Source organism: Actinophytocola xinjiangensis (assembly GCF_001921215.1).
In the GTDB taxonomy this organism is placed as follows: domain Bacteria; phylum Actinomycetota; class Actinomycetes; order Mycobacteriales; family Pseudonocardiaceae; genus Actinophytocola; species Actinophytocola xinjiangensis.
On the sequence record NZ_MSIF01000015.1, the window covers coordinates 118,491 to 140,575 of the forward strand.

Consider the following 22,085-nt stretch of genomic DNA (forward strand, 5'->3'; position numbering starts at 1 on the left):
GGAGGTAACGATGGCGCTGCTTGACGGGGCCGGCATCCTGCTGACCGGCGGAACCGGGTCCTTCGGCAAGGCGTTCATCGCCCACGCCCTCAAGCACCTCAACCCGCGCCGGCTGGTGGTGCTCTCCCGCGACGAGCTCAAGCAGTACGAGGCGCGCCAGCTGTTCGGCGACGACCCCCGGCTGCGCTGGTTCATCGGCGACGTGCGGGACCGGCGGCGGCTGGAACGCGCCATGTACGACGTCGAGTACGTGGTGCACGCGGCGGCCCTCAAGCAGGTCGACACCGCCGAGTACAACCCGTTCGAGTTCGTGCAGACCAACGTCACCGGTTCGCAGAACGTGATCGAGGCGGCGATCGACTGCGGTGTGCGCAAGGTCGTCGCGCTGTCCACGGACAAGGCGTCCAGCCCGATCAACCTCTACGGCGCCACGAAACTGTGCGCGGACCGGCTGTTCATCAGCGGCAACCACTACGCGGCCGGCCATCCGACCCGGTTCTCGGTGGTGCGCTACGGCAACGTGCTCGGCTCTCGCGGCTCGGTCATCCCCTACTTCCGGTCGCTGGCCGAACGCGGCGAGGCGCTGCCGATCACCGACCTGCGGATGACCCGGTTCTGGATCACGCTGCCGCAGGCGGTGCGGTTCGTGGTCGACTCGTTCGACCAGATGCACGGCGGCGAGCTGTACGTGCCGAGGATCCCGAGCATGCGGCTGACCGACCTGGCGCGGGCCATCGCGCCGGGCTGCGAGCTGCGCGAGGTCGGCATCCGGCCGGGCGAGAAGCTGCACGAGGAGATGATCTCCCCCGACGACTCGCGGCGGACGTTGCTGCTCGACGACCGGTACGTCGTCATGCCGCACATCGCCGGCTGGGGCTACCAGCCGCCGGCCGACGGGACGCCGGTGCCGGAGGGTTTCGCCTACCGCTCGGACACCAACGACCTGTGGCTGACCGACGACGAGCTGCGCGCCCTGGCCGAACAGGATGGCTGAGTTCCTGCCCTACGGCCGCCAGTCCATCGTGGACGCCGACGTGGCGGCGGTGGCCGAGGTGCTGCGCGGCGACTGGCTGACCACCGGCCCGGCGGTCGAGCGGTTCGAGGCGGACCTGGCGGCGGTCACCGGCGGCACGCCGGCCGTGGCGGTCACCTCGGGGACCGCGGCGCTGCACGTGGCGTACGCGGCCGCGGGCGTGGGCCCCGGCGACGAGGTCGTCTGCACGCCGATGACGTTCGTCGCGACGGCCGCCGCGGCCGCCCTGCACGGTGCGACGGTGGTGTTCGCCGACGTGTCACCGGAGACCGGCAACGTCGAGGTGCCGGCGGTCCGCGCGGCGATCACGCCACGGACGAAGGTGGTGGCGGCCGTCGACTTCGCCGGGCACCCGGCGGCGCTGGACGAGCTGGCGCAGGTGGCGCACGACGCGGGGGCGCTGCTGCTGGAGGACGCGGCGCACTCGGTCGGCGGCACGTGGCGCGGCCGGCCGGTGGGCGCGCTGGCGGACCTGACGACGTTCTCGTTCTTCCCCACCAAGAACCTGACCACCGCCGAGGGCGGCGCGGTGTCCTGTGTGGACCCGGAGTTGCTGGCGCGGGCACGCGGTTTCCGCAACCACGGCCTGGTCCGCGACCGGGACCTCCAGCGGTTCCCTGACGAGGGCGGCTGGCACCAGGAGGTGCACGCGTTCGGCCTGAACTACCGGCTGCCGGACGTGTTGTGCGCGTTGGGTTCCAGCCAACTGTCCCGTTTGGACAGCTTCGTGGCCCGCCGCCGGGCCCTGCACGCCAGGTACGACGCCGGGCTGTCCGATGTGGACGGCGTGGCGACCCCGGTGACACTGCCCGGCGCGCAACCGGCCTGGCACCTGTACGCGCTGCGGGTCCGCGACGGCCGCCGCCGGGCCCTCTACGAGCACCTGCGCGAACGCGGCATCGGCGTCCAGGTCAACTACGTGCCGGTGTACTGGCACCCGGTGTTCGCCGACCTCGGGTACCGGCGGGGCCTGTGCCCCGGCGCCGAGACGTTCTACGCCCAGGAGCTGTCGCTGCCCCTGTGGCCGGACCTGCGCGACACCGACGTCGACCGGGTCATCGACGAGATCCGAGGCTTCTTCGCATGATCCCCCTGTCACCCTGGTCCGGGGCGGCGGTCGTCGGCCGGCTCACCGGCGGCCACCGCAACGAGGTGTTCGAACTCCGCCGGCACGGCGAACGCCTGGTCGCCCGGGTCAGCCGGCGCACCGGCCCGGCCCTCGACTGGGAACTGGACCTGCTGGAGTTCCTGTCCACCCACGACTTCATCGTGCCGACGGTGATCCCCACCGACGACGGCCGCCGGTCGGCCGACGGTGTCGTCGTCCAACGCTGGCTCGGCGGCCGGGAACCCACGACCTACGACTGGCCGGCGGTCACCGACGTCCTGCACCGCCTGCACGCCCTGACCGGCGACTGGCCGCAACGCCCCGGCTTCGCCGCCACCCGCGACCTGCTGACCGCCGACCACGGCGGCGACGTCGACCTGACGACGATGCCCGCCGACGCGGTACGCGCCGTGCGAGCGGCGTGGGCCGGGTTGGCGGGCCGGCACACGGTGGTGCACGGCGACCCGGGCGCGCCGAACGTGCGGATCACCGACCGGGGCGTCGGGCTGCTCGACTGGGACGAGGCGCGGGTCGATCATCCGGATCTCGACCTGGCCGACCTGCCGGTCCCGGCCCTGCCCCAGGCGCGCAACCGCACGGCGAGAGCCGCGATCGACGCGTGGGAGGCGGCGGCCGGGTGGACCCGTGAACCGGAGTACGCGCGGGGGCGGTTGGCCGAACTCAACGCCCACGGCATTCCCGCCGGCTGACTCCCCCCGGCCCAGTCCCACAGCCCTGACTTGCTCACCGGCCCCACCACCCGACTCGTTCGCCCGGCAGGCCCCCTGGCTTGCTCACCGTCCTTGCCGCCGGCCAGCTCCCAGGTCCCCCCCACGGGCCGACCAACACCGCCTCCCTGACTTGCCGAGGCGAAGAACTGTCGGTGGCGACCGGTAGCGTTGAAAACGGGGGACCCCCAGGGCGAAGTCGCTGGGAATTCACTCGATCTGGTGATCGCCGGCGGTGAAGGCTGGCCCGCCGACGCTGGTCGACCGGCCGTGTGGGGTGTTCTCGCCGGTTGGCTCGTGGTCGTTGGGGGCTCGTCGGCGCTGACCCCGTCGGGTGGTGGCGTGCCCGTGGATTCGACCAACTGGCGGCGCGAGGTATCCCCGCCGGCTAGCTTGCTTCACGTGAAGCGCTGGGTGTACACCGCCGCCGGGGTCGCGGTCGTTCTGGTGGCGGGCCTGCTGGTGTGGCGGCCGTGGGCGAGCGCCGGCGAGCCGTGCGGGGGCGCGATCAGCCCGACCACCGAGTTGCCGGCCGGTACCGCGCTCGACGAGGTCGCCTCGCCGGAGGAACTCGCGGTGCTCTCGGCGACGGCCGTGCCGTTCGGGGAGCCGAGGGTGGCGGTGCCGGAACCGCTGGCGGCCCGGCTCACGCTGGGCGGGGTCGTCGTTCAGCAGTCGCCGGGTGGGGTGGTCGGTGGGGTCGACGCGCGGACCGGCGAGCGGCGGTGGGCGGTGCGGCAGCAGGGCACCGGCTACGGCGCGGTGCGGGTCGGTGGGCGGCTGGCCCTCGCCCAGCAGGAGGCGGGTGAGCCGTTGACGGTCGCCGACGTGGGGGTGGACAACGGTGAGGTGCGGGCCTGCGTCGTCGTCGAGGACGCCCCGCCGGCGGGCAGCGGCACGGCGGTGGCTGTCGCCGAGCACACCGTGGCGTTGCTGCGCCGAGCCGAGGACGCCAGCTGGCTGTCGCTGGTCGACCCGGCGGACCGGCGGGCCGAACGGACCGTCGAGGCCGACCTGCCGGCGTCGGTCGTCCACGGTCAGGCCGCCGGCGACGTGCTGGTGTTCGACGCGGCCGGCACCGGCCCGACCGGCGCGTGGGAGCTGGTGACCGACCAGCGTGACACCGTCACCCCGGCCGACCGGCGCGTGTACGCGTTCGACACCACCCACGGCGAGCCGCTGTGGGACTACGCGCACGACAACCACGTGAGCCAGGTCGTCGGCACGTTCCCGGAGGTCGTCGTGGTCCGCGCGACCCGGCTCGACGGCGCGGTGCTGCGCAACCACCTGATCGCCCTGGACGCCCACAGCGGCGAGCAACGCTGGGCCACCGCCCTGCCCGACAGCCCGGCGAAGTACTACGAGCAGGCGACGCTGCTCGCCGACGTCGTGATCACCTCCGAGTCGCACCCGACGCGCGGCGCGTTCGCCGTCCTCGTCGGCCGCGACCTGTACAGCGGCCAGGAACTGTGGCGGATCGAGAACCGCGTCACCGCCCTGGACCGCGCCGCCCTCATCGGCGGCTTCGCGGCGGTCCCCGGCCGCCCCGGCCACGGCCTAGAGCTCATCGACCTGCGAGGCGGCGGCTCAACCACGGCCTTCGACGGCGTCACCGTGCTCGGCGTCACGGCCGACGGCACCAGCATCGGCCTGGACGTCGCGCTGGACAGCGGCCGGGTACTGGCCACCTACGACCGGGTCCACGTCAGCTGACCGACATTTCCAGACAGTTGCGAAAGCGAATTCCCACCCCACTCCTCCGCCGCGCGGGAAAGGGGATCCCTTGTCGTAAGGGTAGTCGCAACCTCCGACGGGCCCAGGGCGTGCGGGCGAGTTGTCCACAGGTGCCCGGGTGGGGCACACGTGGTCCTACCAGCGGGAACGGGGTCACGGGACGGTGGTTGGCAGCCGTTGGGCGGGACGATCGGCGGGGACCCGGGGACCTTGTCCTGGAGACGTCGCCGGCCTGGATCTCGGCGGCGATACGGGTGGGGACCTGGGCCTGGTCGACGACGACGTTGACGCCGGACACGCTGCCCCACGCCTGGGCGACGGTCGAGGACTGGCGGCGAGTCACACACGCCACGCGATCCCGGTTGCCGCCCCCACGGCGCCCAGGACCGCGATCACCGATGCCGGGCAGCGGCGGTCCCGGTCCACCCTGGTGCGGTTGACCACCGCCACCCTCACCCAGGGTCGCGAGCTGATCCCGGTGGACACGATCGCCCAGGTCAGCGAGGTGGGGGCGAAGGTCCTGGACGGCGACTGGACCGTGCCGCGCAAGACCAACGCCGTGCCGCTGTTGTCCGTTCCCCACGGTGAGCGGCCCCGGAACCGGACGCCGAGGCCCGGGCGGCGGGGACAGCAGCGGGAACAGCAGCGGGGACAACGGCGGGGACAGCGGCAGGTCAGACGAGGTCCCAGGTCAACGGCGTGCCTTTGGGCGCCGACGCGCGGAAGGTCCGGCCGAGCACCTTCGGCAGCTCGACCGGTGCCAGCCCGCCAGCCGGGCGGATGGACCGGACGTTCGCCCGCGTGACCTCGTCGCCTTCCGCCACGTCCTCGACCACGTAGAGCGACCGGCGCATGCGCCGGACTTCCTGTTCCGCCGCGCGTGGGCCGATCCTGGCCACGCCCAGCGCCTGCCACGCGCGCTCGGTCTCGGTGACCAGCGCCGCCAGTTCGGCCGGTTCGAGGGAGAACTCGCTGTCGACCCCGCCGTCGGACCGGGCGAGGGTCACGTGCTTCTCGATCACGCACGCGCCGAACGCCACGGACGCGACGGGAACGCCGATCCCCGGCGTGTGGTCCGACAGGCCCGCGACGACGTCGAACGTGTCGGCCAGCAGCGGCAGGCCGCGCAGGTTGCTGTCGGCGGGGGACGCGGGGTAGGCCGACGTGCAGCCCAGGACGATCAGCTGGTCGTTGCCGGCGGCGCGGGCGGTGGACACGGCGGCGTGGATCTCGGCGATGTCGGCCATGCCGGTGGAGATGATCAGTGGTTTGCCGGTTCGGGCGCAGAGTTCGACCAGGGGCAGGTCGACGATCTCGGCCGAGGCGATCTTGTACGCGGGGGCGTCGAGGGATTCCAGCAGGTCGACGGCGGTGGGGTCGAACGGGCTGGAGAACACCACCAGGCCCTGGTCGGCGGCCCGGCGGAAGAGGGGCTCGTGCCACTCCCACGGGGTGTGGGCCTGTTCGTAGAGCTGGTACAGGTTCTGGTCGCCCCACAGGTCGTGGTCGGCGGAGATCCGGAACGCCGGGAGGTCCACGTCGATGGTGATGGTGTCGGGGCGGTAGGTCTGGAGTTTGAGGGCCTGCGCGCCGCTGGCCGCCACCGCGTCGACGATGGACAGCGCTCGTTCGAGGTCACCGTTGTGGTTGCCGGACATCTCGGCGATGACGAACGGCCGGTGGTCCGGCCCGATGGTGTGCTTGCCGATCCGAACCTCGCGCATGGCGACGAAAGTACGCTACGACGCGCGCCAGACTCCTTCGCCGTGCACGTCGGCGAGCATGTCACCGAAGATCAACAGGCAGGCCACACAGCGCTGCCCCAGATCCGTGCACGTAATTTTCGAGTTGGGCACGCTGTGCTCGCACAGTGCCTCTCCGAAGTCGCGGTCGGCCTCCTCGTTGCCGAACGCGTGCACCCGGTTGTCGTAACCCGATAACCACCACTGTACGTCGACCATGCCCCGGACCCCTTACAGCCTGTGTGAGCCCAGGGTCCCCCACGGCGTGGCCGGTTGAACCCGTTGAGTCGTAGACAATTTCGGTCAACTATTAACAGTTGACCGGTAAACTGTTAACAAGGGTAACGGAGCGTCGTATACAGCGGTCCACCGCTACGCACCGCGATCTTCGAGCTTGCGCAGCCGGTCCTCGTACTGCGCGACGGCCGTCAGGCGCACCCGGATCTGGCTGTGCTCACGCCGGATCTCCTCGATCAGCGAGCGCGACTCCTCGATCTCCGGTCGCTCCGCCGCCGGCACCGCCACCAGCTTCTCCCGCAGCGACTCCAGCTGGGACTCCTGCCCGGCGATCTGCGGGATGATCCGCTCCAGCTCCACCGCCGACCACCGCTGCGACTTCGCCACGTCGCCGAACCGTCGTTCGAGGTCGGCCAGCCGCCTGGCCAGGTCGTCGCGCGATTCGCGCAGGTCACGGACCTGCCGCTCGTGCTCGTCGACCGACCCGTAGAGGCGGTACAACCGGCTGCCCTCCAGCGGGTGGGTGATCCGCCAGTCGATCATCCGGCCCAACCGCTCGGCGACCTTCTTGCGCAGCCCGAGCACCGCTCTCATGGGCGCACCGGACGGACGGTTGTCTGCCATATTCACATTTCCTTCAAGGATCGTTCAGAAAGAGTTCAGCGAAGCAGTGTGGTCGCGCTGGTCTGCGTCCACGAGTGCAGCAGCCGCCCCTCGGCGGCGATCTGGTGCTCCGGGCCGACGATGCACGAATCGCCGGCCGCGTGCATCCACGACGTCTGGTTCGGGTCGTCGACGAAGGAGAACCCGGTGAGGGTCAGCTCCGCCTCCGGGTAGCTGGTGCGGGCGATCCAGGCGGCCATCGTGCCGGTCGTCGCCCAGGTGCCCTGCTGCCTGGTCGGCAGACCCAGCGCGTCCGACAGCGGCAGCGTCACCTCACGGTTGGACACCGGGACGAAGCCCAGGTCGGCCGGCCACCAGCCGGGGATGTCGTCGGGCTCCCAGTGCAGCCGGCCCGGCTCGACCATCAGGTACAGGCGCCGACGGTAGTTCTCGAACACCCATTTCGTCGCGCGCAGTGCCCGGTTGAACACCACGACGTGGGTCCGGTGCCCGACCGTCGGCGGCGCGCCCGGCTCGTCGACGCGGAAGCCGTTGACCCGGATCACCAGGTCGGCGGCGTCAACGATCTTGGCCCGCCGCTCGTCCGGTTCGAGCGGCTGGTTTCCCACGACGGCGACGCTGCGTGGCGCGGGGCACTCGGCGTAGACGTCGAGCAGCGAACGCAGCAGGCTCGGCTGCGGGGCGACCTCGACCATGACGCGAGAAGTTACCAGCACTCGGGGCGCCCGAACGGGTGGACTTCGCCAGAAGTTCCCTGCAACGAGGACAATTCCGGACACTCGCGGCCCCTGTGGAGCCCCGCGCGCACGGCGGTACTCTCGACAACCGTGCCAGCAACCAGCACGGCCGAGCAGGAGCAGGCCAGCCCACCACGCCAACCGTCGTCCCGGAGCTGGGCGAAGGCGTGGTCGGACATCGTCGAGGGTTTCCGTCAGCGTCAGCTGTGGGGCCACCTCGGATGGCAGGACATCAAACAGCGCTACCGACGATCAGTCATCGGTCCGCTGTGGATCACGCTGTCCATGGCCATCACCGCGGTCGGTCTCGGGCTGCTGTACTCCCAGCTGTTCCAGGCCCAGATCGGGACCTTCCTGCCGTACCTCACGGTCGGCTTCATCGTGTGGAACTTCATCAACGGCTGCCTCACCGAGGGCACCGAGACGTTCATCCGCAACGAGGGTCTGATCAAGCACCTGCCGGCACCGCTGACGGTGTACGCGCTGCGCACGGTGTGGCGGCTCACGCTGATGTTCGCGCACAACCTGCTCGTGTACTTCGTGGTCCTGGCGATCTTCTGGGGCCCGCTGTCCAAGGTCGGCTACACGATCACCAAGGACGGCGTCCCGCAGCCGGGCCTGAGCTGGGCGGCCCTGCTGGCCATCCCGGCGTTCGTGCTGCTGGCGGTCAACGGCGGCTGGGTGGCGATCCTGTTCGGCATCATCTCGACCCGGTACCGGGACATCCCCCAGGTCATCATGAGCATCACCCAGCTGCTGTTCTTCATGACGCCGATCGTGTGGTCGACCGACATCCTGGCCGCGCGCTTCGGTGAGGACAGCGCGGGCTGGCGGATCTGGGTGGCCGAGCTGAACCCGCTCTACCACTACATCCAGCTACTGCGGGCGCCACTGATCGGTAACGAGCAGAGCTGGCACCACTGGGTGGTCGTCCTAGCGTTTACCGTGGTGGGGTGGGGCCTGGCTCTCGTGGCCATGCGCAACTACCGTGCCCGGGTCTCCTACTGGGTCTGAGTGAGGCGATAACGACATGGTGAGCATCGACGTCTGGAACGCCTCCGTCGACTTCCCGATCTTCGACGCGAAGACGAGGTCGCTGAAGAAGGCCGTTCTCGGCAAGGTCGGCGGAAAGATCGGCACCGAGCAGAAGGTGCCGATCATCGAGGCGCTGCACGACATCTCGCTGAACCTCAAGACCGGTGACCGGGTGGGCCTGGTCGGCCACAACGGCGCCGGCAAGTCCACGCTGCTGCGCCTGCTTGCCGGCATCTACGAGCCGACGCGGGGCTCGTCGCGGATCGTCGGGAAGATCGCGCCGGTGTTCGACCTCGGCGTGGGCATGGACCCGGAGATCTCCGGCCTGGAGAACATCATGATCCGGGGACTGTTCCTCGGCATGACCCGCAAGCAGATGGAGAAGCGGGTCGAGGACATCGCCGAGTTCACCGAGCTCGGCGACTACCTGCAGATGCCGCTGCGCACCTACTCCACCGGTATGCGGGTGCGCCTGGCGCTGGGCGTGGTCACCTCGATCGACCCGGAGATCCTGCTGCTCGACGAGGGCATCGGCGCGGTCGACGCGGCGTTCCTGAACAAGGCGCGCTCGCGGATGGTCGACCTGGTGAAGCGCTCCGGCATGCTGGTCTTCGCCTCCCACCAGGACGATCTGCTGTTCGAACTGTGCAACTCGGCGATCTGGATGGACGAGGGGCACGTGAAGATGCAAGGCTCCCTGCGCGAGGTGATCACCGCGTACAAGGGCCGGGACCCCTACGCTCACCTCGACAAGGACACGTTGGAGCGGCTCGGTGAGTCGCCCGTGCTGACCACCAAGAGCGGCGAGATCTGATGAACCTTTCCGAGCAGTTGCCGGCGGACGCGGTGGTGGCGGTGGTCGTCACGCGCCACCGCCGGGAACTGCTCGCCCACTCGCTGAAGATGATCGCCACCCAGTCCCGGCCGCCGGACCACCTGATCGTGGTGGACAACGGCCCGGACGAGCCGGTGCGCGACATCGTCGAGTCCTCCCAGGTGCCCACGACGTATCTGCCGTCGCGGCGCAACCTGGGTGGCGCCGGTGGGTTCGCCCTGGGCATGCTGCACGCCCTTGCCCTGGGCGCGGAGTGGGTGTGGTGCGCCGACGACGACGGCCGCCCGGCCGACGAGACCGTGCTGGAGACGCTGCTCGGCGAGGCCCGCTCACGCAACCTGGCGCAGGTCTCGCCGGTGGTGACCAACATCGAGACGCCGGCCAAGCTAGCGTTCCCGCTGCGCCAGGGCCTGACCTGGAAGCGCGGCACCGACGAGTTGGGTGAGGACTTCCTGCCCGGGATCGCGTCGCTGTTCAACGGGGCGCTGTTCCGCGCGTCCACCCTCGACGTGATCGGGGTGCCGGACTACCGGTTGTTCTTCCGGGGCGACGAGGTGGAGATCCACCGGCGGCTGGTGCGGTCCGGCCTGCCGTTCGGCACGAGCCTGCGCGCGGCCTACCTGCACCCGGACGGCTCGGAGGAGTTCAAGCCGATGCTGGGCGGGCGGCTGCACGCGCAGGACCCGGAGAACGAGATCAAGCGGTACTACACCTACCGCAACCGGGGTTACCTGCTGTCCCAGCCGGGGCTGCGCAAGATCGGCATGCTCGAGGTCATCCGGTTCGGGCTGTACTTCATCGGCACCAAGCGGGACCCGAAGGCGTTCGTGCAGTGGCTCAAGCTGTGCCGGCAGGGCCGCAAGGAACGTTTCTTCCGCCTCTGAGCGCTACGGTTCCGGGCGCCGGACGGTTCAACGCTGTGAGCAACCAGACCGGCCCCTTGTGACCTTGGGGCGCCCGGATTACATTGCGCCCCAACACATTTCTCACCCGACGGGTGTGCGCGCAGAGCACTGGTCAGGGCATGGCAAGGAGAACAGTCATGGCCTTGTTCGCGCGCGCGTGCGCGGTAGCACTCGGGTTGTCGCTGGGAGCGGTCGCGGGAGTGGCCGCCGCCGACACCACGACCGGGACCGTCGACCCGGCCGGTGACCGGCCGGGGTTCACCGTCGACGTCGGCGATGGCGTGTTCGCCGCCCTGGACACCCGGCTGATCGGCCTGCGGCTGGGCGCCGACACCGTGCTCGGCACGTACTGCGTGGAGATCGACACCGAGATCGACGAGCGGGAGCCGATGGTCGAGCGGCCGTGGGCCGGTTCGCCGTTCACCGAGAACCACGCGAAGGTCAACTGGGTGCTGCACAACGGTTTCCCGGTCCGTTCCCCGGCCGCGCTGACGACCGCGCTGACCGGCGCTGGCGCGGCGCTGACCGACGCGATCGACGAACGTGAGGCCGTGACCGCCACCCAGGCGGCGATCTGGCACTTCAGCGACGGCGTCGACCTGGACCGGGACAACCCGCTGCCCGGCTCCCCCGCCGGTAACGCCAACGACGTCCTGGCCCTCTACGACCACCTGACCGGCAGGGCGAACGTCGGCCTGGCCGAGGAGCCCACCGCGTCCCTGGCCGTCGATCCGCGGACCGTGACCGGTGACGCCGGCACCCGCCTCGGCCCGCTCACGGTGTCCACCACGGCCGCCACGGTCGCGGTGACCGCGACGGGTGCGCGGGTCACCGACGCCGACGGCCGGCCGGTGACCGAGGCCCGCGACGGCACCGACCTGTTCCTGGACATCCCCGCTGACGCCCCCGCCGGCCGGGCCACGGTGACCCTGGCAGCGACGGCGGTGGTGGAAACGGGGCGCCTGTTCGTCGGTGAGGACTACGACCGGGCGCCCACCCAGTCGCTGATCGTCGCCCAGGCCAGCGAGAGTGACCTGACCGCCTCCGCCCAGGCCAACTGGGACGACGTGTCCCCGGCGGCCCAGGGCCGAAGCGACTCCGGTCTGGCCGAGACGGGGGCGTCGGTCCTGGCGCCGGTGCTGCTCGGGTCGGTGCTGGTCGGCGCCGGCATCGTGTCGGTGTTGTTCGTGCGCCGGCGACGGTCTGCGCTCTGAGCGGATCCGCCGTCGGTGAACTCGCCTTGCCGGCGCGGCCGTACGGGTGTGGGGTCGAGGTATGGCTGACTCCAAGCGCGCTCTGGTCCTGCACGTGTCCACCGGCGGCGAGCCGCTCGTGTTCGCCCTGTCCGAGCAGGGCGCGAGCGACCTCGACACGAAACTGACCGACCTGCTCGCCGAGGGGAAGGTCTACGCCCCCGCCCTGGCCGACGGTTCGACCGTCGCGGTGAACTTCGCCCACGTGGCCACCGCACATCTTGACGAGTTGCCGCCGCTGGCGAGGGTGTACGGCAGCGGCCAGCCCAAGCGCCACGGCTTCGCGACCTGAGGGGCCGGGCCGGGCCGGTCAGCGGCGGGTGAGGTGGGTGAAGGTGACCCCGTTGGGGAAGGCGGTGCGCTCGGCCACGTCGAACACGGTGGGGTCGAACGCGCCGTCGACCACCGCGACCCCGCTGCCGGCGATGACCGGATAGGTCTTGATCATCAGCTCGTCGATCTCGGGCAGCAGGGCGCCGGCGAGCCGGCCGCCGCCGCACAGCCAGATGTCCAGGTCGCCGTCCTCGCTCTTGAGGTCGCGGACGAGGCCGAGCGGGTCGCCCGGCACGACGGTGACGGCCGGGTCGATGTCCGGTGACAGGGTGCTGGACACGACGTACTGGCGCAGGTGGGCGTAGGGGCTGGGGACGCCGCTGTCCAGGCCCGGGCGGTAGCTGCCCAGGCCCATGAGGACGGTGTCGAACCGGCGGTTGGGGGTGTCGGTGACGCCGACGGCCGCCCGGAACGCGGTGGGGATCGTCTCCGGGTACAGCGCGGTCATCCAGGCGGAGTAGGCGGCGGCCCGCTGGTCGTCGCCCTGGGGGAAGAAGTCGAACTCGCCGCCGGGGCCGGCGATGCGGCCGTCGAGGGAGAGGCCGACGTAGTACACGAGCTTGCGCATCAAGTTCCTCATGTGTAGTACTCTGTTTGTAGTGATTTGAACGTAGTACTACACGTGGAGTGGTGTCAAATGGCGCGGCGGAACGACCAGCGACGCGCGGCTCTCGTCGACGCGGCGATCGAGGTACTGGCCAGGGAAGGAGCCCGTGGCCTGACCTTCCGGGCCGTGGACGCCGAGGCCGCCGTGCCCGCCGGCACCGCCTCGAACTACTTCGCCAACCGCGACGACCTGTTCACCCAGGCCGGCGCGCGGGTGTACGAACGCCTCCAGCCCGACGAGGCCACCATCGCCCGCCAGCGGACCGCCAGCCGCGACCGCGAGACCTACGCGGTCCTGATGCGCGAACTCGTCGGCCGCGTCGCCGCCTTCCGCACCGGCTACCTGGCACTGCTGGAACTGCGCCTGGAAGCCACCCGCCGCCCCGAACTACGCAGGGTCCTCACCGAACGCGTCCGCGCCGACGTCGAGGCCAACGTCACCTACCACGAGGCCTCCGGTCTCCCCGGCGACGCCACGGCCGTCAAGCTGCTGATCCTGACCCTGAACTGGCTGATCGTCGAACAACTCACGCTCCCGGACGTGTTCACCGAGGTCGAGCGCGAACAGCTGGTGACGGCCGCGGTGGACCGCATCGTCGCCGACCACCGGACCGGTCAGGACACGGCCTGAGGCAACGGCTCGCCGGTCTCCAGCAGTGGTGACCAGGTTGGCGGCCTCCAGCACGGTGAGGTGTTCGCTGGCTCAGGAGCGGACCCGGAAGACCACGGTCCGCAGCATCACGAAGTTGATCACCGTGGCGGTGCCCTGGGCGACCACCCAGGCCAGCGGGATCTGCCAACGGCCGGGCGGCAGCAGCGCCAGCAGCAGCGCGTTGGTCCCCACGTTCACGAAGAACGTCACCGTGTACAGCGCCACGAACCCGCCCAGCTGACCGGCGCCGCCGGTGCGCCCGGCGGCGAAGGTGAACCGCCGGTTGAGGAAGAACGCGGTCGTGGTCCCGGCGACGAAACTCAACGCCTTCGCCAGGTGCACCCACAGGTCCAGGGCCAGCAACCCCTGGTAGACACCGAAGTCGACCACCGCGCAGAACCCGCCGATCAGCACGAACCGGGTGAGCTGGTTGACCAGCCCGATCTTCGGCACGTCCGTGACCACGACGCGATTCTAGAGACCAACGCCCCGCCCCGTACCCTCGGTGCGGTGAAGCCAGGACATGACGAGCTGGCCAGGCTCACCGGTTGGGGACGTACCGCGGCGACCACCGCTCACGTGGTCGCGACGAGCGACATCGAGGCCATCGCCACGGTCGTCCGGAAGGCCGGTGACCGAGGGGTCATCGCCAGGGGGCTGGGCCGCAGCTACGGCGACCCGTCGCAGAACGCCGGCGGGGTCGTGGTCGACATGACCGCGCTGGACCGGATCCACCGGGTCGACGCGGACGCCGCCGTGGTCGAGGTCGACGCCGGGGTCTCGCTGGACACGCTGATGCGCACACTGCTGCCCTTCGGCCTGTGGCTGCCGGTACTGCCCGGCACCCGCCAGGTCACCGTCGGCGGCGCCATCGGCTGCGACATCCACGGCAAGGCCCACCACGTCGAGGGCAGCTTCGGCGACCACGTGCGGTCGCTGGACCTGCTCACCGCCGACGGCGAGGTCACCACCCTGACCCCCGAGGGCCCCGACCCCGACCTGTTCTGGGCGACGGTCGGCGGCATGGGCCTGACCGGCATCGTGCTGCGCGCGACGCTGGACCTCAACCGCGTGGAGACCGCGTACTTCCTCGTCGACACCGACCAGATCGGCGGCCTGGACGAGCTGATGGCCCGCCAGTCGGTCGACGACGAGTCCTATGTGGAGTCCGTGAGCTGGTTCGACGCGGTGACCACCGGCGAGCACCTTGGCCGGGGAATCCTCACCAGGGCCAACCACGCGCGCGTCGACCAGCTGCCCAAACGCCGCCGCGCCACCCCGTTGAAGTTCGACGCCCCGCAGCTGCTGACCGTGCCGAACGTGTTCCCCCCCGGCATGCTCAACAAGCTCACCGCGAAGATCTTCAGCGAGGCGTGGTACCGCAAGTCGCCGACGCGGCACGGGTCGGTGCAGAACATCACCCAGTTCCTGCACCCGCTGGACATCATCGGCGAGTGGAACCGGGGCTACGGCCCGCACGGGTTCCTGCAGTACCAGTTCGTGGTGCCGTTCGCGGCCGAGCACGTGATCCGCCGGACCGTCGAGCTGATCACCGAGGCCGGGCACGTGTCGGTGCTCAACGTGCTCAAGCGTTTCGGGGCCGCGAACCCCGCGCCGCTGTCGTTCCCCATGCCCGGCTGGACGCTGTGCGTCGACCTGCCGATCCGCGCCGGCCTGCACGAGCTGTGCGAGGAGTTGGACCGCCTGGTCCTCGACGCCGGCGGCCGGCACTACCTGGCCAAGGAGTCCCGCGCGAGCGCCGAGGTCGTGCAGCGCGGCTATCCACGGATCGACGAGTGGCGCAAGGTGCGCGCGGCCGTCGACCCCCACGGTGTTTTCGCTTCGGACATGTCGAGAAGGTTGAGCCTGTGATTGACGCGGTCGGAAATCCCCAGTCCCTGCTGCTGCTGGGCGGCACGTCGGAGATCGGCCTCGCGGTGGCGCTGCGGTACGCGCGGCGCCGCGCCCTGCGGGTGGTCCTGGCGGCCCGCCCGTCACCGCGCCTGGACGACGCCGCCGCGCGCCTGCGCGAAGCCGGCGCCACAGTGTCCACAGTAGACTTCGAGGCGACGGACCTGGCGTCCCACCCGGCGGTCCTGGACAAGGCCTTCGCCGACGGCGACATCGACGTCACGGTGGTCGCCTTCGGCCTGCTCGGCGACGCCGAACAGCTGTGGCAGGACCACGCGCGGGCCGTCGAACTGGCCCAGGTGAACTACACCGCCCCCGTGTCGGTCGGCGTGGCGCTCGCGGAACGCCTGCGGCGCCAGGGACATGGCCGGGTCGTCGTCCTGTCGTCGGTGGCCGGCGAACGCGTCCGCCGCTCCAACTTCGTCTACGGCTCCACCAAGGCCGGCATGGACGGGTTCTACCTGGGTCTCGGTGAGGCCCTGCGCCCCGAGGGCATCACCGTCACGGTCGTGCGCCCGGGTTTCGTGCACACCAAGATGACCGAGGGCCTCAAACCCGCCCCCCTGGCGACCACGGCCGACGCCGTCGCCGAGGTGGTCGTGGACGCGGTGCACAAGCGCAAGGACCTGGTGTGGGCCCCGGCGGCGTGGCGCGTGGTGATGTCGGTGCTGCGACACGTGCCGCGCGTGATCTTCCGCCGCCTGCCCATCTAGCGCTTCGTCCAGACCTGATAACTGATGGTCAGTTCGCGGAGTTCACCGTTCTGATCAGTGGCGATGTCCTTGATCCGGACAAGTCCGGTGTTCTCGAAGTCGGTTTTGACGCAGATCTCGCTGCCGACACCAAGGGATGCGAGCGGGAGTTTCCCCACGCGCCGGGCTGATTCATCGGTCAGCCCGGCGAGACAGGACGTATGGCCGCCAGCTGATTCTCGACCAAGGAGGAGCAGGCGCGGCTTGTCGTCGCCTGTGTGGATTCCCTCCTCGTCCACCACGACATCTCCAAGCTCCCCGCAGCGGGGAGGACCGACTCGGGGCCACATGTCGCCCCAACCAGGACAGCCGGTGTCGAGATCTATCTTGTCCTCGTCGTTCGTGTCGACCATGCGGGAGACCCGTAGCACGTAGGTGTCGGTCGCGATGGCGGGACGCGGCTCCTCGTCCAGTTCTCGCGTCCCGATCGCAGTCGTGTTCTCGTCAGGCTCGGACTGGAACACGAAGTTCATGACCGCCGTCGCTGCCACCAGGACACCCAGAGCGATGAACAGATGAATATTCCTGAGCCACTGTGGACGAGGGACCCAGTTCGCCATGACGCCGGCCAGTAACGCCAACACACCGATGACGATCCAGTTGATCAGCGACATCCCGGGCATTCTGCCAGAAGATCGTCCGGCTGGACGGGGTCACGATGGGCGGCGGTGGGGACCGGAGCGTCAGAGCCAGGTCAGTTCGATGTCGCCGGTCATGGCGTAGCGGTGGGCGGCTCGTTCGGCGGAGTCGGAGTAGTAGGTGACCGAGTCGTTGGGGAGGTAGAGCAGTGCCTTGCGGGACGGGGCGAAGTCCATGCCCCAGCCCAGGATCTCGCGCTCGGTCACGGCGTCGATGCCGTGAAGGGCGAACAGGCGGGGACGACGGGTGACGGCCAACTCCGCTATCTGAAGACGGCGGACGTTGGGGTCGAGTTCCGCTGGTGAAGGAGCCGCGTTTTTCATGCCGTTAACGCTGGCACGTTGCAGGCGGCGACAGCAATGTGCCTGATCGAGTGATTGAGTTTCACGGTTGGGGGGTCGATATCCCCGTCATGACGGAAAACCCCAACCCCAGCGTTCGGTCCCGGCAGGTCTCCATTCAGCTTCGCGGGTTGCGCGAGGATCGTGGACTCAGCGGAGCGGCGGTCGCGAAGGCGCTGGGCATGTCGCCCAGCAAGATCAGTCGGATCGAGACCGGGGCGCGCGGGCTGAGCGTGGACGATGTCGCCGCGCTGCTCGGCCACTACAAGGTACCCGAGTCGCAGCGGGCCCAGATCCTGGACCAGGTAAGGAAATCCGGAGAACGCGGCTGGTGGGAGAGCCAGGGCCTTGGCCTGCCGGAACTCTGGCAGGCACTGATCAACTTCGAGTCCCGCGCCACCCGAATCCAGAACTACGAAGCACTTTTCATCCCCGGGCTTCTGCAAACAGACGAATACACCGAGGCGATTATTCGCAGTATCAACAAGACCCTGAGCAAGGCGGAGCTGACCAACCTGGTCGCCTCCCGGCGCGCCCGGCAGGCAGTGCTCAACCGCCGGGAACTCCAGTTCCTAGCCGTGGTCGACGAAGGCGCCTTGCGCCGTCCAATGACGGAGAGTGGCATCATGCGCCGTCAACTACGCCATCTGGTGGACTCTGGCGAACGACCGAACGTCACGGTTCGTGTCGTTCCCTTGCGCGTCGGGCAACACGCCGGGATGCAGGGTCCGTTCGCAGTCCTAGACTTCTTCGAGGAGCCCAGCCTCACCTATATCGAGAACCACCACGTCGGCATGTTCCTCGATGAGAAGGAAGACATTGCGGCCTACCGCCTGGCGTTGGGCAATATCCTGAACTCGGCACTGGAACCGGCCGAGTCAGCAGAGCTGATGTCTGCGTTGGCTGACGGAAACGACTAATGGGAGGCGCCATGTACGCGCTGGACCTGCGCGAGGCACGGTGGCGCAAGAGCAGCCGCAGCAGCGCGAACGCCAACTGCGTTGAGATCGCGCACGTTGGGCAGTGGCACAAGAGCAGTCACAGCTCGGCGAACGCGGACTGCGTCGAGGTGGCCAACGCGTGGCGCAAGAGCAGCCACAGCACCGACAACGCCAACTGTGTTGAGGTCGGGTTCACTGGACCGGCTGTCGCTGTGCGGGACTCGAAGAACACCGAGGGACCCGCACTCGCGTTCCCGGTGACCGGCTGGACCACGTTCCTGACCAGCAGCACCCGCTGACCGATCGGCGAGGGGTCCCCACCGGGACCCCTCGCCGAGTTGTCCACAGGCCCCACTCGGCACTCTCGAAACCGTCGGTGCTGCGCGATAGACTGGAAAACGGGGGGATCCCCGTGGCCTGACCAGGCAAAACACGGGAAATCGGGATAGCTGCTGGGAAAGAGGGCCGCGCGAAGCGGTCACACGAAGGACGACAGGGCCACGCAGCCCACCCACGCGACGCCGAGGACCTGCAACACCCTGTCCCGGAACGCGATCTCCTCCGGCTCACCGGCGTTGCCGCCGTCGACGTCGACCGCGTACCTCAGTACCGCGACGACGAACGGGACGATCGAGATCACCGACCACACCGAGTCCGTGCCCGTTCCCGTCCGGATCTCGAACGCCCACAGGGCATACGCCATGATCATGATCGCGGCGGACGTGGCCCAGACGAACCTCAGGTAGCTCGACGAGTACTTCGCCAGCGACGACCTGATCTCGGCCCCGGTCCGCTCGTACAACACGATCTCCGCGTACCGCTTGCCCGCCACCATGAACAGCGACCCGAACGCCGTGACCAGCAGGAACCACTGTGACAGCGGCAACTCCGCCGCCGCGCCACCGGCGATCGCGCGCAGCAGGAACCCGGACGCGACGATGCACAGGTCGATCACCGGCTGGTGCTTGAGGCCGAAGCAGTAACCCAACTGCACGGCCGCGTACACGCCGATCACCACCAGCAGCCGCCAGCCCGACACCATCGACACCGCGAACGAACCCAGGAACAGCACCCCGGCGATCACGTACGCCGTGCGCACCGGCACCACACCGGCGGCGATCGGACGGTTGCGCTTGGTCGGGTGCGCGCGGTCGGCCTCGACGTCGATCGCGTCGTTGACCAGGTAGACCGCCGAGGACACCAGGCAGAACGCGACGAACGCCACCAGCGCGTCGAACACGACCTCCGGGTGGAACACCGGGTCGGCCGCGTACGCCGCGAACGGCGCCGCCAGCACCAGCACGTTCTTCACCCACTGGCGCGGGCGCGCGGTCCGCACCACGCCCCGCATCAGGCCCTGCGGCGCCACGCTCACCTCGGCGGTGTCACTCACCTCGTGCGTCTCCTGTTCCCCAACCGCCGGCGGACCAGGCCGCCGACGGCCGCGCCCAGCGCCGAACCGGCGAGGACATCGGTCGGATAGTGCACGCCGAGCACCAGTCGGGAGACCAGCATCGGCGCGACCAGGGCGGGGACCAGGTTCCGGCCGGTCAGGCCGGAGTAGACCACGGCGGCGGCCGTGGTCGACGTCGCGTGCGAGGACGGGAACGACAGCCGGCTCGGCGTGGACACCAGCACCGCGACCGACTCGTCGTCCGGGCGCTGGCGGCGCACCACGCGCTTGACGGCGATCGACGCGGCGTGTGCGGCGACGACGCCGACCGCACCGGTCAGCCAGTCGCGCCGGCGGTCACGGTCGATCGCCGCGCCGAGCAGGCCGGCGGCGAACCAGCCGGCGGCGTGCTCGCCGAACAGCGACAGCCCGCGCGCGGCGGCCACCACCGGCGGCCGGCCGATCGCGCGCTGCACCCCGGCGAGCGCGGTGACCTCGAACGACCTGTCCGCCCGCGCCGGGGGTGCCGGCGATTCGACCACGCGCAGCACCCTCGGCGCGGCGGCGGTCATCAGGCGTCCAGGGAACCGTCGAGCGGCGCGCCGTCGGTCAGGTGCGGCGCCACCTTGTTGTCGAACACCGACAACGCCGACCCGATCGCCATGTGCATGTCCAGGTACTTGTAGGTGCCAAGACGGCCGCCGAAGATCAGGTTCCGGTCCTTGGCCTCGATCTTGGCCAGCTCCCGGTAGCGCTCCAGCTTGGCGCGGTTCTCCGGGGTGTTGATCGGGTAGTACGGCTCGTCCTTCTCCTCCGCGAAGCGGGAGAACTCGCGGAACACGACCGTCTTGTCGGTCGGGTAGTGCTTGCGCTCGGGGTGGAAGTGCCGGAACTCGATGATCCGGGTGTAGGGCACCTCCTCGTCGTTGTAGTTCACCACCGACGTGCCCTGGAAGTCACCGGTCGGAACGACCTCGGACTCGAAATCGACCGTGCGCCAGGTGAAGCGGCCGGCCGAGTAGTCAAAGTACCGGTCCAGCGGTCCTGTGTAGACGGTCGGGACGCCGGCCGGGATCCGGTCACGCACGTCGAAGTAGTCGACGTCGCACCGCACCTCGATGTTCGGGTGGTCGGCCATCTTCGTCAGCCACGCGGTGTAGCCGTCGACCGGCAGGCCCTCGTAGGTGTCGTTGAAGTACCGGTTGTCGAACGTGTACCGGACCGGCAGGCGGGTGATGATGTTCTCGCCCAGCTCGGTCGGATCCGTCTGCCACTGCTTGATCGTGTAGCCCCGGATGAACGCCTCGTAGAGGGGGCGGCCGATCAGCGAGATCGCCTTCTCCTCCAGGTTCTGCGCGTTCGCCGTCTCGAACTCCGCCGACTGCTCGGCGATCAGCGCACGCGCCTGGTCCGGGGTGAACGAGCGACCGAAGAACTGGTTGATCAGCCCCAGGTTCATCGGGAACGCGTACACCTGGTCCTTCACCCTGGCGAACACCCGGTGCTGGTAACCGGTGAAGCTGGTGAACTGGTTGACGTAGTCCCACACCCGCTTGTTCGACGTGTGGAACAGGTGCGCGCCGTAGCGGTGCACCTCGATCCCGGTCTCCGGGTCCGGCTCCGAGTAGGCGTTGCCGCCCAGGTGCGACCGGCGTTCCAACACCAGCACCCGCTTGTCGAGCTGGGTGGCCACCCGCTCGGCGATGGTCAACCCGAAGAAACCGGAGCCGACGACCACCAGGTCGTAGCCGGCATAGTTGTCTGTTTCGTCTGCAGGCGCACTCACGCCGACCGAGGGTACTAGGCGGCTTCCACTACCCCGTCAGCGAGCTTGCGGTCAAGGCTGACGCGCACCAACGCCGCCGACAACCTGGCGAGATCACCGCTGGGCACGAGCCCGGCGAGCCCGTCGGAGTCGGTCGGCAGGCCGACCGAGCGCGCACCGTCGAGGGTCTTGCCGTCGAGGTGGGGCCGCAGTTCCGGCCACACCTGCTGCGCCTCCCGGCAGAAGATGTCCACCCCGACCGGCCCGAGTCGGGGAATTTCCCGCAGTCGCGCGGTCAGCCCGTCGCCGCGCAGCCGGCGCAGGTCACCCCGGTAGCGGTCCAGCAGCAGCGCGGCGCCGTCGCCGAGCGCGGTCGCGGTCGACTCGTCGTAGCGGACGTAGTGCGCCCGGCGCAGCGCGTCGACGCGCTGACGCCAGGTGGACTCGCGCATGGCCCTCGGGGTGCGGTAGCCGGCCCTGGACAGCTCGCGCGCGGCGTCGACGGCGATCCCCGAGGAGATCCTGGTCGAGAGCAGCACGCTGAGCACCAGCAGGCGGTACAGCGGGGACGGCTTGTCGGCCAGGGTGATCCCGGCCTCGGCGGCGTAGGTCCGGCCGCACCGGTCGAGCAGCGTGCTGACGAGTCGTTTCTGGGTGGCCATGGGGGCGGCGTACCCGCCCCGGACATGGGAGAACCCCCGCGCTCCCCAACGCGGGGGTTCTCGCACCCCTACCCCTGTTGTCCCCCAGTGATCCCCTTTTTCTTCCCTCCGGCTTGCGC

General features: G+C 69.8%; 27 protein-coding genes. 14 read left to right on the plus strand and 13 right to left on the minus strand.

All coding sequences use genetic code 11. From position 1 onward, the window contains the following. Window positions 1–10 precede the first annotated feature (10 nt). The 4 genes from pseB (at window position 11) to BLA60_RS27010 (ending at window position 4,582) form a co-directional block, all read left to right on the plus strand. The gene (gene pseB / locus BLA60_RS26995) at window positions 11–994 is read left to right on the plus strand and encodes a UDP-N-acetylglucosamine 4,6-dehydratase (inverting) (protein ID WP_075135806.1); all 984 of its coding nucleotides are present in this window, start codon (window positions 11–13) and stop codon (window positions 992–994) included. Then, window positions 987–2,120, plus strand: a complete 1,134-nt coding sequence (locus tag BLA60_RS27000) for a DegT/DnrJ/EryC1/StrS family aminotransferase (protein WP_075135807.1) — start codon at window positions 987–989, stop codon at window positions 2,118–2,120. Before pseB ends, BLA60_RS27000 begins: the two co-directional genes overlap by 8 nt. After that, window positions 2,117–2,851 carry a phosphotransferase gene (locus BLA60_RS27005; protein ID WP_075135808.1) on the plus strand — a complete coding sequence of 245 codons (735 nt, stop codon included), beginning with the start codon at window positions 2,117–2,119 and terminating at the stop codon, window positions 2,849–2,851. The genes BLA60_RS27000 and BLA60_RS27005 overlap by 4 nt, the downstream gene beginning before the upstream one ends. A 420-nt stretch (window positions 2,852–3,271) precedes the next feature. Further along, the gene (locus BLA60_RS27010) at window positions 3,272–4,582 is read left to right on the plus strand and encodes an outer membrane protein assembly factor BamB family protein (protein WP_075135809.1); all 1,311 of its coding nucleotides are present in this window, start codon (window positions 3,272–3,274) and stop codon (window positions 4,580–4,582) included. 360 nt (window positions 4,583–4,942) lie between these two features. Here the strand turns inward: BLA60_RS27010 and BLA60_RS27015 are convergent, their stop codons facing one another. The 5 genes from BLA60_RS27015 to BLA60_RS27035 all read right to left on the minus strand — a co-directional run bounded on the left by BLA60_RS27015 (window position 4,943) and on the right by BLA60_RS27035 (window position 7,871). After that, window positions 4,943–5,152: a hypothetical protein gene (locus tag BLA60_RS27015; protein ID WP_154814629.1), complete on the minus strand. Its 210-nt coding sequence runs from the start codon at window positions 5,150–5,152 to the stop codon at window positions 4,943–4,945. Between the two features lie 125 nt (window positions 5,153–5,277). Further along, window positions 5,278–6,327 carry a pseudaminic acid synthase gene (gene pseI / locus BLA60_RS27020; RefSeq protein ID WP_075135811.1) on the minus strand — a complete coding sequence of 350 codons (1,050 nt, stop codon included), beginning with the start codon at window positions 6,325–6,327 and terminating at the stop codon, window positions 5,278–5,280. Window positions 6,328–6,342: 15 nt separating this feature from the next. Continuing rightward, window positions 6,343–6,564: a hypothetical protein gene (locus BLA60_RS27025; protein WP_075135812.1), complete on the minus strand. Its 222-nt coding sequence runs from the start codon at window positions 6,562–6,564 to the stop codon at window positions 6,343–6,345. Between the two features lie 153 nt (window positions 6,565–6,717). Then, window positions 6,718–7,176, minus strand: a complete 459-nt coding sequence (locus tag BLA60_RS27030) for a hypothetical protein (RefSeq protein ID WP_075135813.1) — start codon at window positions 7,174–7,176, stop codon at window positions 6,718–6,720. A 65-nt stretch (window positions 7,177–7,241) separates the two neighbouring features. Then, window positions 7,242–7,871: a glycosyltransferase family 29 protein gene (locus tag BLA60_RS27035; RefSeq protein ID WP_075135886.1), complete on the minus strand. Its 630-nt coding sequence runs from the start codon at window positions 7,869–7,871 to the stop codon at window positions 7,242–7,244. A gap of 162 nt (window positions 7,872–8,033) precedes the next feature. On the opposite strand from BLA60_RS27035, the gene wzm reads away from it, so the two are divergent. The 5 genes from wzm (at window position 8,034) to BLA60_RS27060 (ending at window position 12,263) form a co-directional block, all read left to right on the plus strand. Beyond that, window positions 8,034–8,957, plus strand: a complete 924-nt coding sequence (gene wzm, locus BLA60_RS27040; protein ID WP_075135814.1) for a galactan export ABC transporter permease subunit Wzm/RfbD — start codon at window positions 8,034–8,036, stop codon at window positions 8,955–8,957. 16 nt (window positions 8,958–8,973) lie between these two features. Further along, a complete protein-coding gene (wzt, locus tag BLA60_RS27045; protein ID WP_075135815.1) occupies window positions 8,974–9,792 on the plus strand; it encodes a galactan export ABC transporter ATP-binding subunit Wzt/RfbE in 819 nt (272 codons plus the stop codon). After that, a complete protein-coding gene (gene glfT1, locus BLA60_RS27050; protein WP_211288854.1) occupies window positions 9,792–10,697 on the plus strand; it encodes a galactofuranosyltransferase GlfT1 in 906 nt (301 codons plus the stop codon). Before wzt ends, glfT1 begins: the two co-directional genes overlap by 1 nt. A 158-nt stretch (window positions 10,698–10,855) precedes the next feature. Further along, complete coding sequence (locus BLA60_RS27055) at window positions 10,856–11,932, plus strand: thioester domain-containing protein (protein WP_162293015.1); 1,077 nt, start codon at window positions 10,856–10,858, stop codon at window positions 11,930–11,932. Between the two features lie 61 nt (window positions 11,933–11,993). Beyond that, window positions 11,994–12,263, plus strand: coding sequence for a hypothetical protein (locus BLA60_RS27060; protein WP_075135818.1), 270 nt, complete (start codon window positions 11,994–11,996; stop codon window positions 12,261–12,263). Between the two features lie 18 nt (window positions 12,264–12,281). On the opposite strand, the gene BLA60_RS27065 is transcribed toward BLA60_RS27060, so the two are convergent. Next, window positions 12,282–12,884: a dihydrofolate reductase family protein gene (locus BLA60_RS27065; protein WP_425427094.1), complete on the minus strand. Its 603-nt coding sequence runs from the start codon at window positions 12,882–12,884 to the stop codon at window positions 12,282–12,284. A 57-nt stretch (window positions 12,885–12,941) separates the two neighbouring features. Here BLA60_RS27065 and BLA60_RS27070 point away from each other — a divergent pair, with 57 nt between their 5' ends. After that, window positions 12,942–13,541 carry a TetR/AcrR family transcriptional regulator gene (locus BLA60_RS27070; RefSeq protein WP_075135820.1) on the plus strand — a complete coding sequence of 200 codons (600 nt, stop codon included), beginning with the start codon at window positions 12,942–12,944 and terminating at the stop codon, window positions 13,539–13,541. 72 nt (window positions 13,542–13,613) lie between these two features. On the opposite strand, the gene BLA60_RS27075 is transcribed toward BLA60_RS27070, so the two are convergent. Further along, complete coding sequence (locus BLA60_RS27075; protein WP_075135821.1) at window positions 13,614–14,027, minus strand: GtrA family protein; 414 nt, start codon at window positions 14,025–14,027, stop codon at window positions 13,614–13,616. A gap of 45 nt (window positions 14,028–14,072) precedes the next feature. Between BLA60_RS27075 and dprE1 the strand changes: the two genes are divergently transcribed. Together dprE1 and dprE2 are read left to right on the plus strand one after the other, a co-directional pair. Beyond that, window positions 14,073–15,434, plus strand: a complete 1,362-nt coding sequence (gene dprE1, locus BLA60_RS27080; RefSeq protein WP_075135822.1) for a decaprenylphosphoryl-beta-D-ribose oxidase — start codon at window positions 14,073–14,075, stop codon at window positions 15,432–15,434. Continuing rightward, a complete protein-coding gene (gene dprE2 / locus BLA60_RS27085; RefSeq protein WP_075135823.1) occupies window positions 15,431–16,186 on the plus strand; it encodes a decaprenylphospho-beta-D-erythro-pentofuranosid-2-ulose 2-reductase in 756 nt (251 codons plus the stop codon). The genes dprE1 and dprE2 overlap by 4 nt, the downstream gene beginning before the upstream one ends. On the opposite strand, the gene BLA60_RS27090 is transcribed toward dprE2, so the two are convergent. Both BLA60_RS27090 and BLA60_RS27095 read right to left on the minus strand, forming a co-directional pair. Beyond that, the gene (locus BLA60_RS27090; protein ID WP_154814630.1) at window positions 16,183–16,839 is read right to left on the minus strand and encodes a hypothetical protein; all 657 of its coding nucleotides are present in this window, start codon (window positions 16,837–16,839) and stop codon (window positions 16,183–16,185) included. The genes dprE2 and BLA60_RS27090 overlap by 4 nt on opposite strands. A gap of 69 nt (window positions 16,840–16,908) precedes the next feature. Further along, window positions 16,909–17,187 (minus strand): hypothetical protein, encoded by a 279-nt coding sequence (locus tag BLA60_RS27095; protein WP_154814631.1) that lies wholly within the window; start codon window positions 17,185–17,187, stop codon window positions 16,909–16,911. Window positions 17,188–17,237: 50 nt separating this feature from the next. Here BLA60_RS27095 and BLA60_RS27100 point away from each other — a divergent pair, with 50 nt between their 5' ends. Continuing rightward, on the plus strand, window positions 17,238–18,125 hold the full coding sequence (locus tag BLA60_RS27100) for a helix-turn-helix domain-containing protein (RefSeq protein ID WP_245812167.1): 888 nt from the start codon (window positions 17,238–17,240) through the stop codon (window positions 18,123–18,125). 11 nt (window positions 18,126–18,136) lie between these two features. Next, window positions 18,137–18,445, plus strand: coding sequence for a DUF397 domain-containing protein (locus BLA60_RS27105; protein WP_075135826.1), 309 nt, complete (start codon window positions 18,137–18,139; stop codon window positions 18,443–18,445). Window positions 18,446–18,624: 179 nt separating this feature from the next. On the opposite strand, the gene BLA60_RS27110 is transcribed toward BLA60_RS27105, so the two are convergent. Genes BLA60_RS27110 through BLA60_RS27125 form a run of 4 tightly spaced genes read right to left on the minus strand, consistent with a single transcriptional unit; the run spans window position 18,625 to window position 21,966 of the window. Further along, on the minus strand, window positions 18,625–19,497 hold the full coding sequence (locus tag BLA60_RS27110) for a decaprenyl-phosphate phosphoribosyltransferase (protein ID WP_245812173.1): 873 nt from the start codon (window positions 19,495–19,497) through the stop codon (window positions 18,625–18,627). Between the two features lie 38 nt (window positions 19,498–19,535). Beyond that, on the minus strand, window positions 19,536–20,111 hold the full coding sequence (locus BLA60_RS27115; RefSeq protein WP_084735295.1) for a phosphatase PAP2 family protein: 576 nt from the start codon (window positions 20,109–20,111) through the stop codon (window positions 19,536–19,538). After that, window positions 20,111–21,325 carry a UDP-galactopyranose mutase gene (gene glf / locus BLA60_RS27120; protein WP_075135828.1) on the minus strand — a complete coding sequence of 405 codons (1,215 nt, stop codon included), beginning with the start codon at window positions 21,323–21,325 and terminating at the stop codon, window positions 20,111–20,113. Before glf ends, BLA60_RS27115 begins: the two co-directional genes overlap by 1 nt. Before the next feature lie 14 nt (window positions 21,326–21,339). Continuing rightward, on the minus strand, window positions 21,340–21,966 hold the full coding sequence (locus BLA60_RS27125) for an endonuclease (RefSeq protein WP_075135829.1): 627 nt from the start codon (window positions 21,964–21,966) through the stop codon (window positions 21,340–21,342). Window positions 21,967–22,085: the final 119 nt, after the last annotated feature.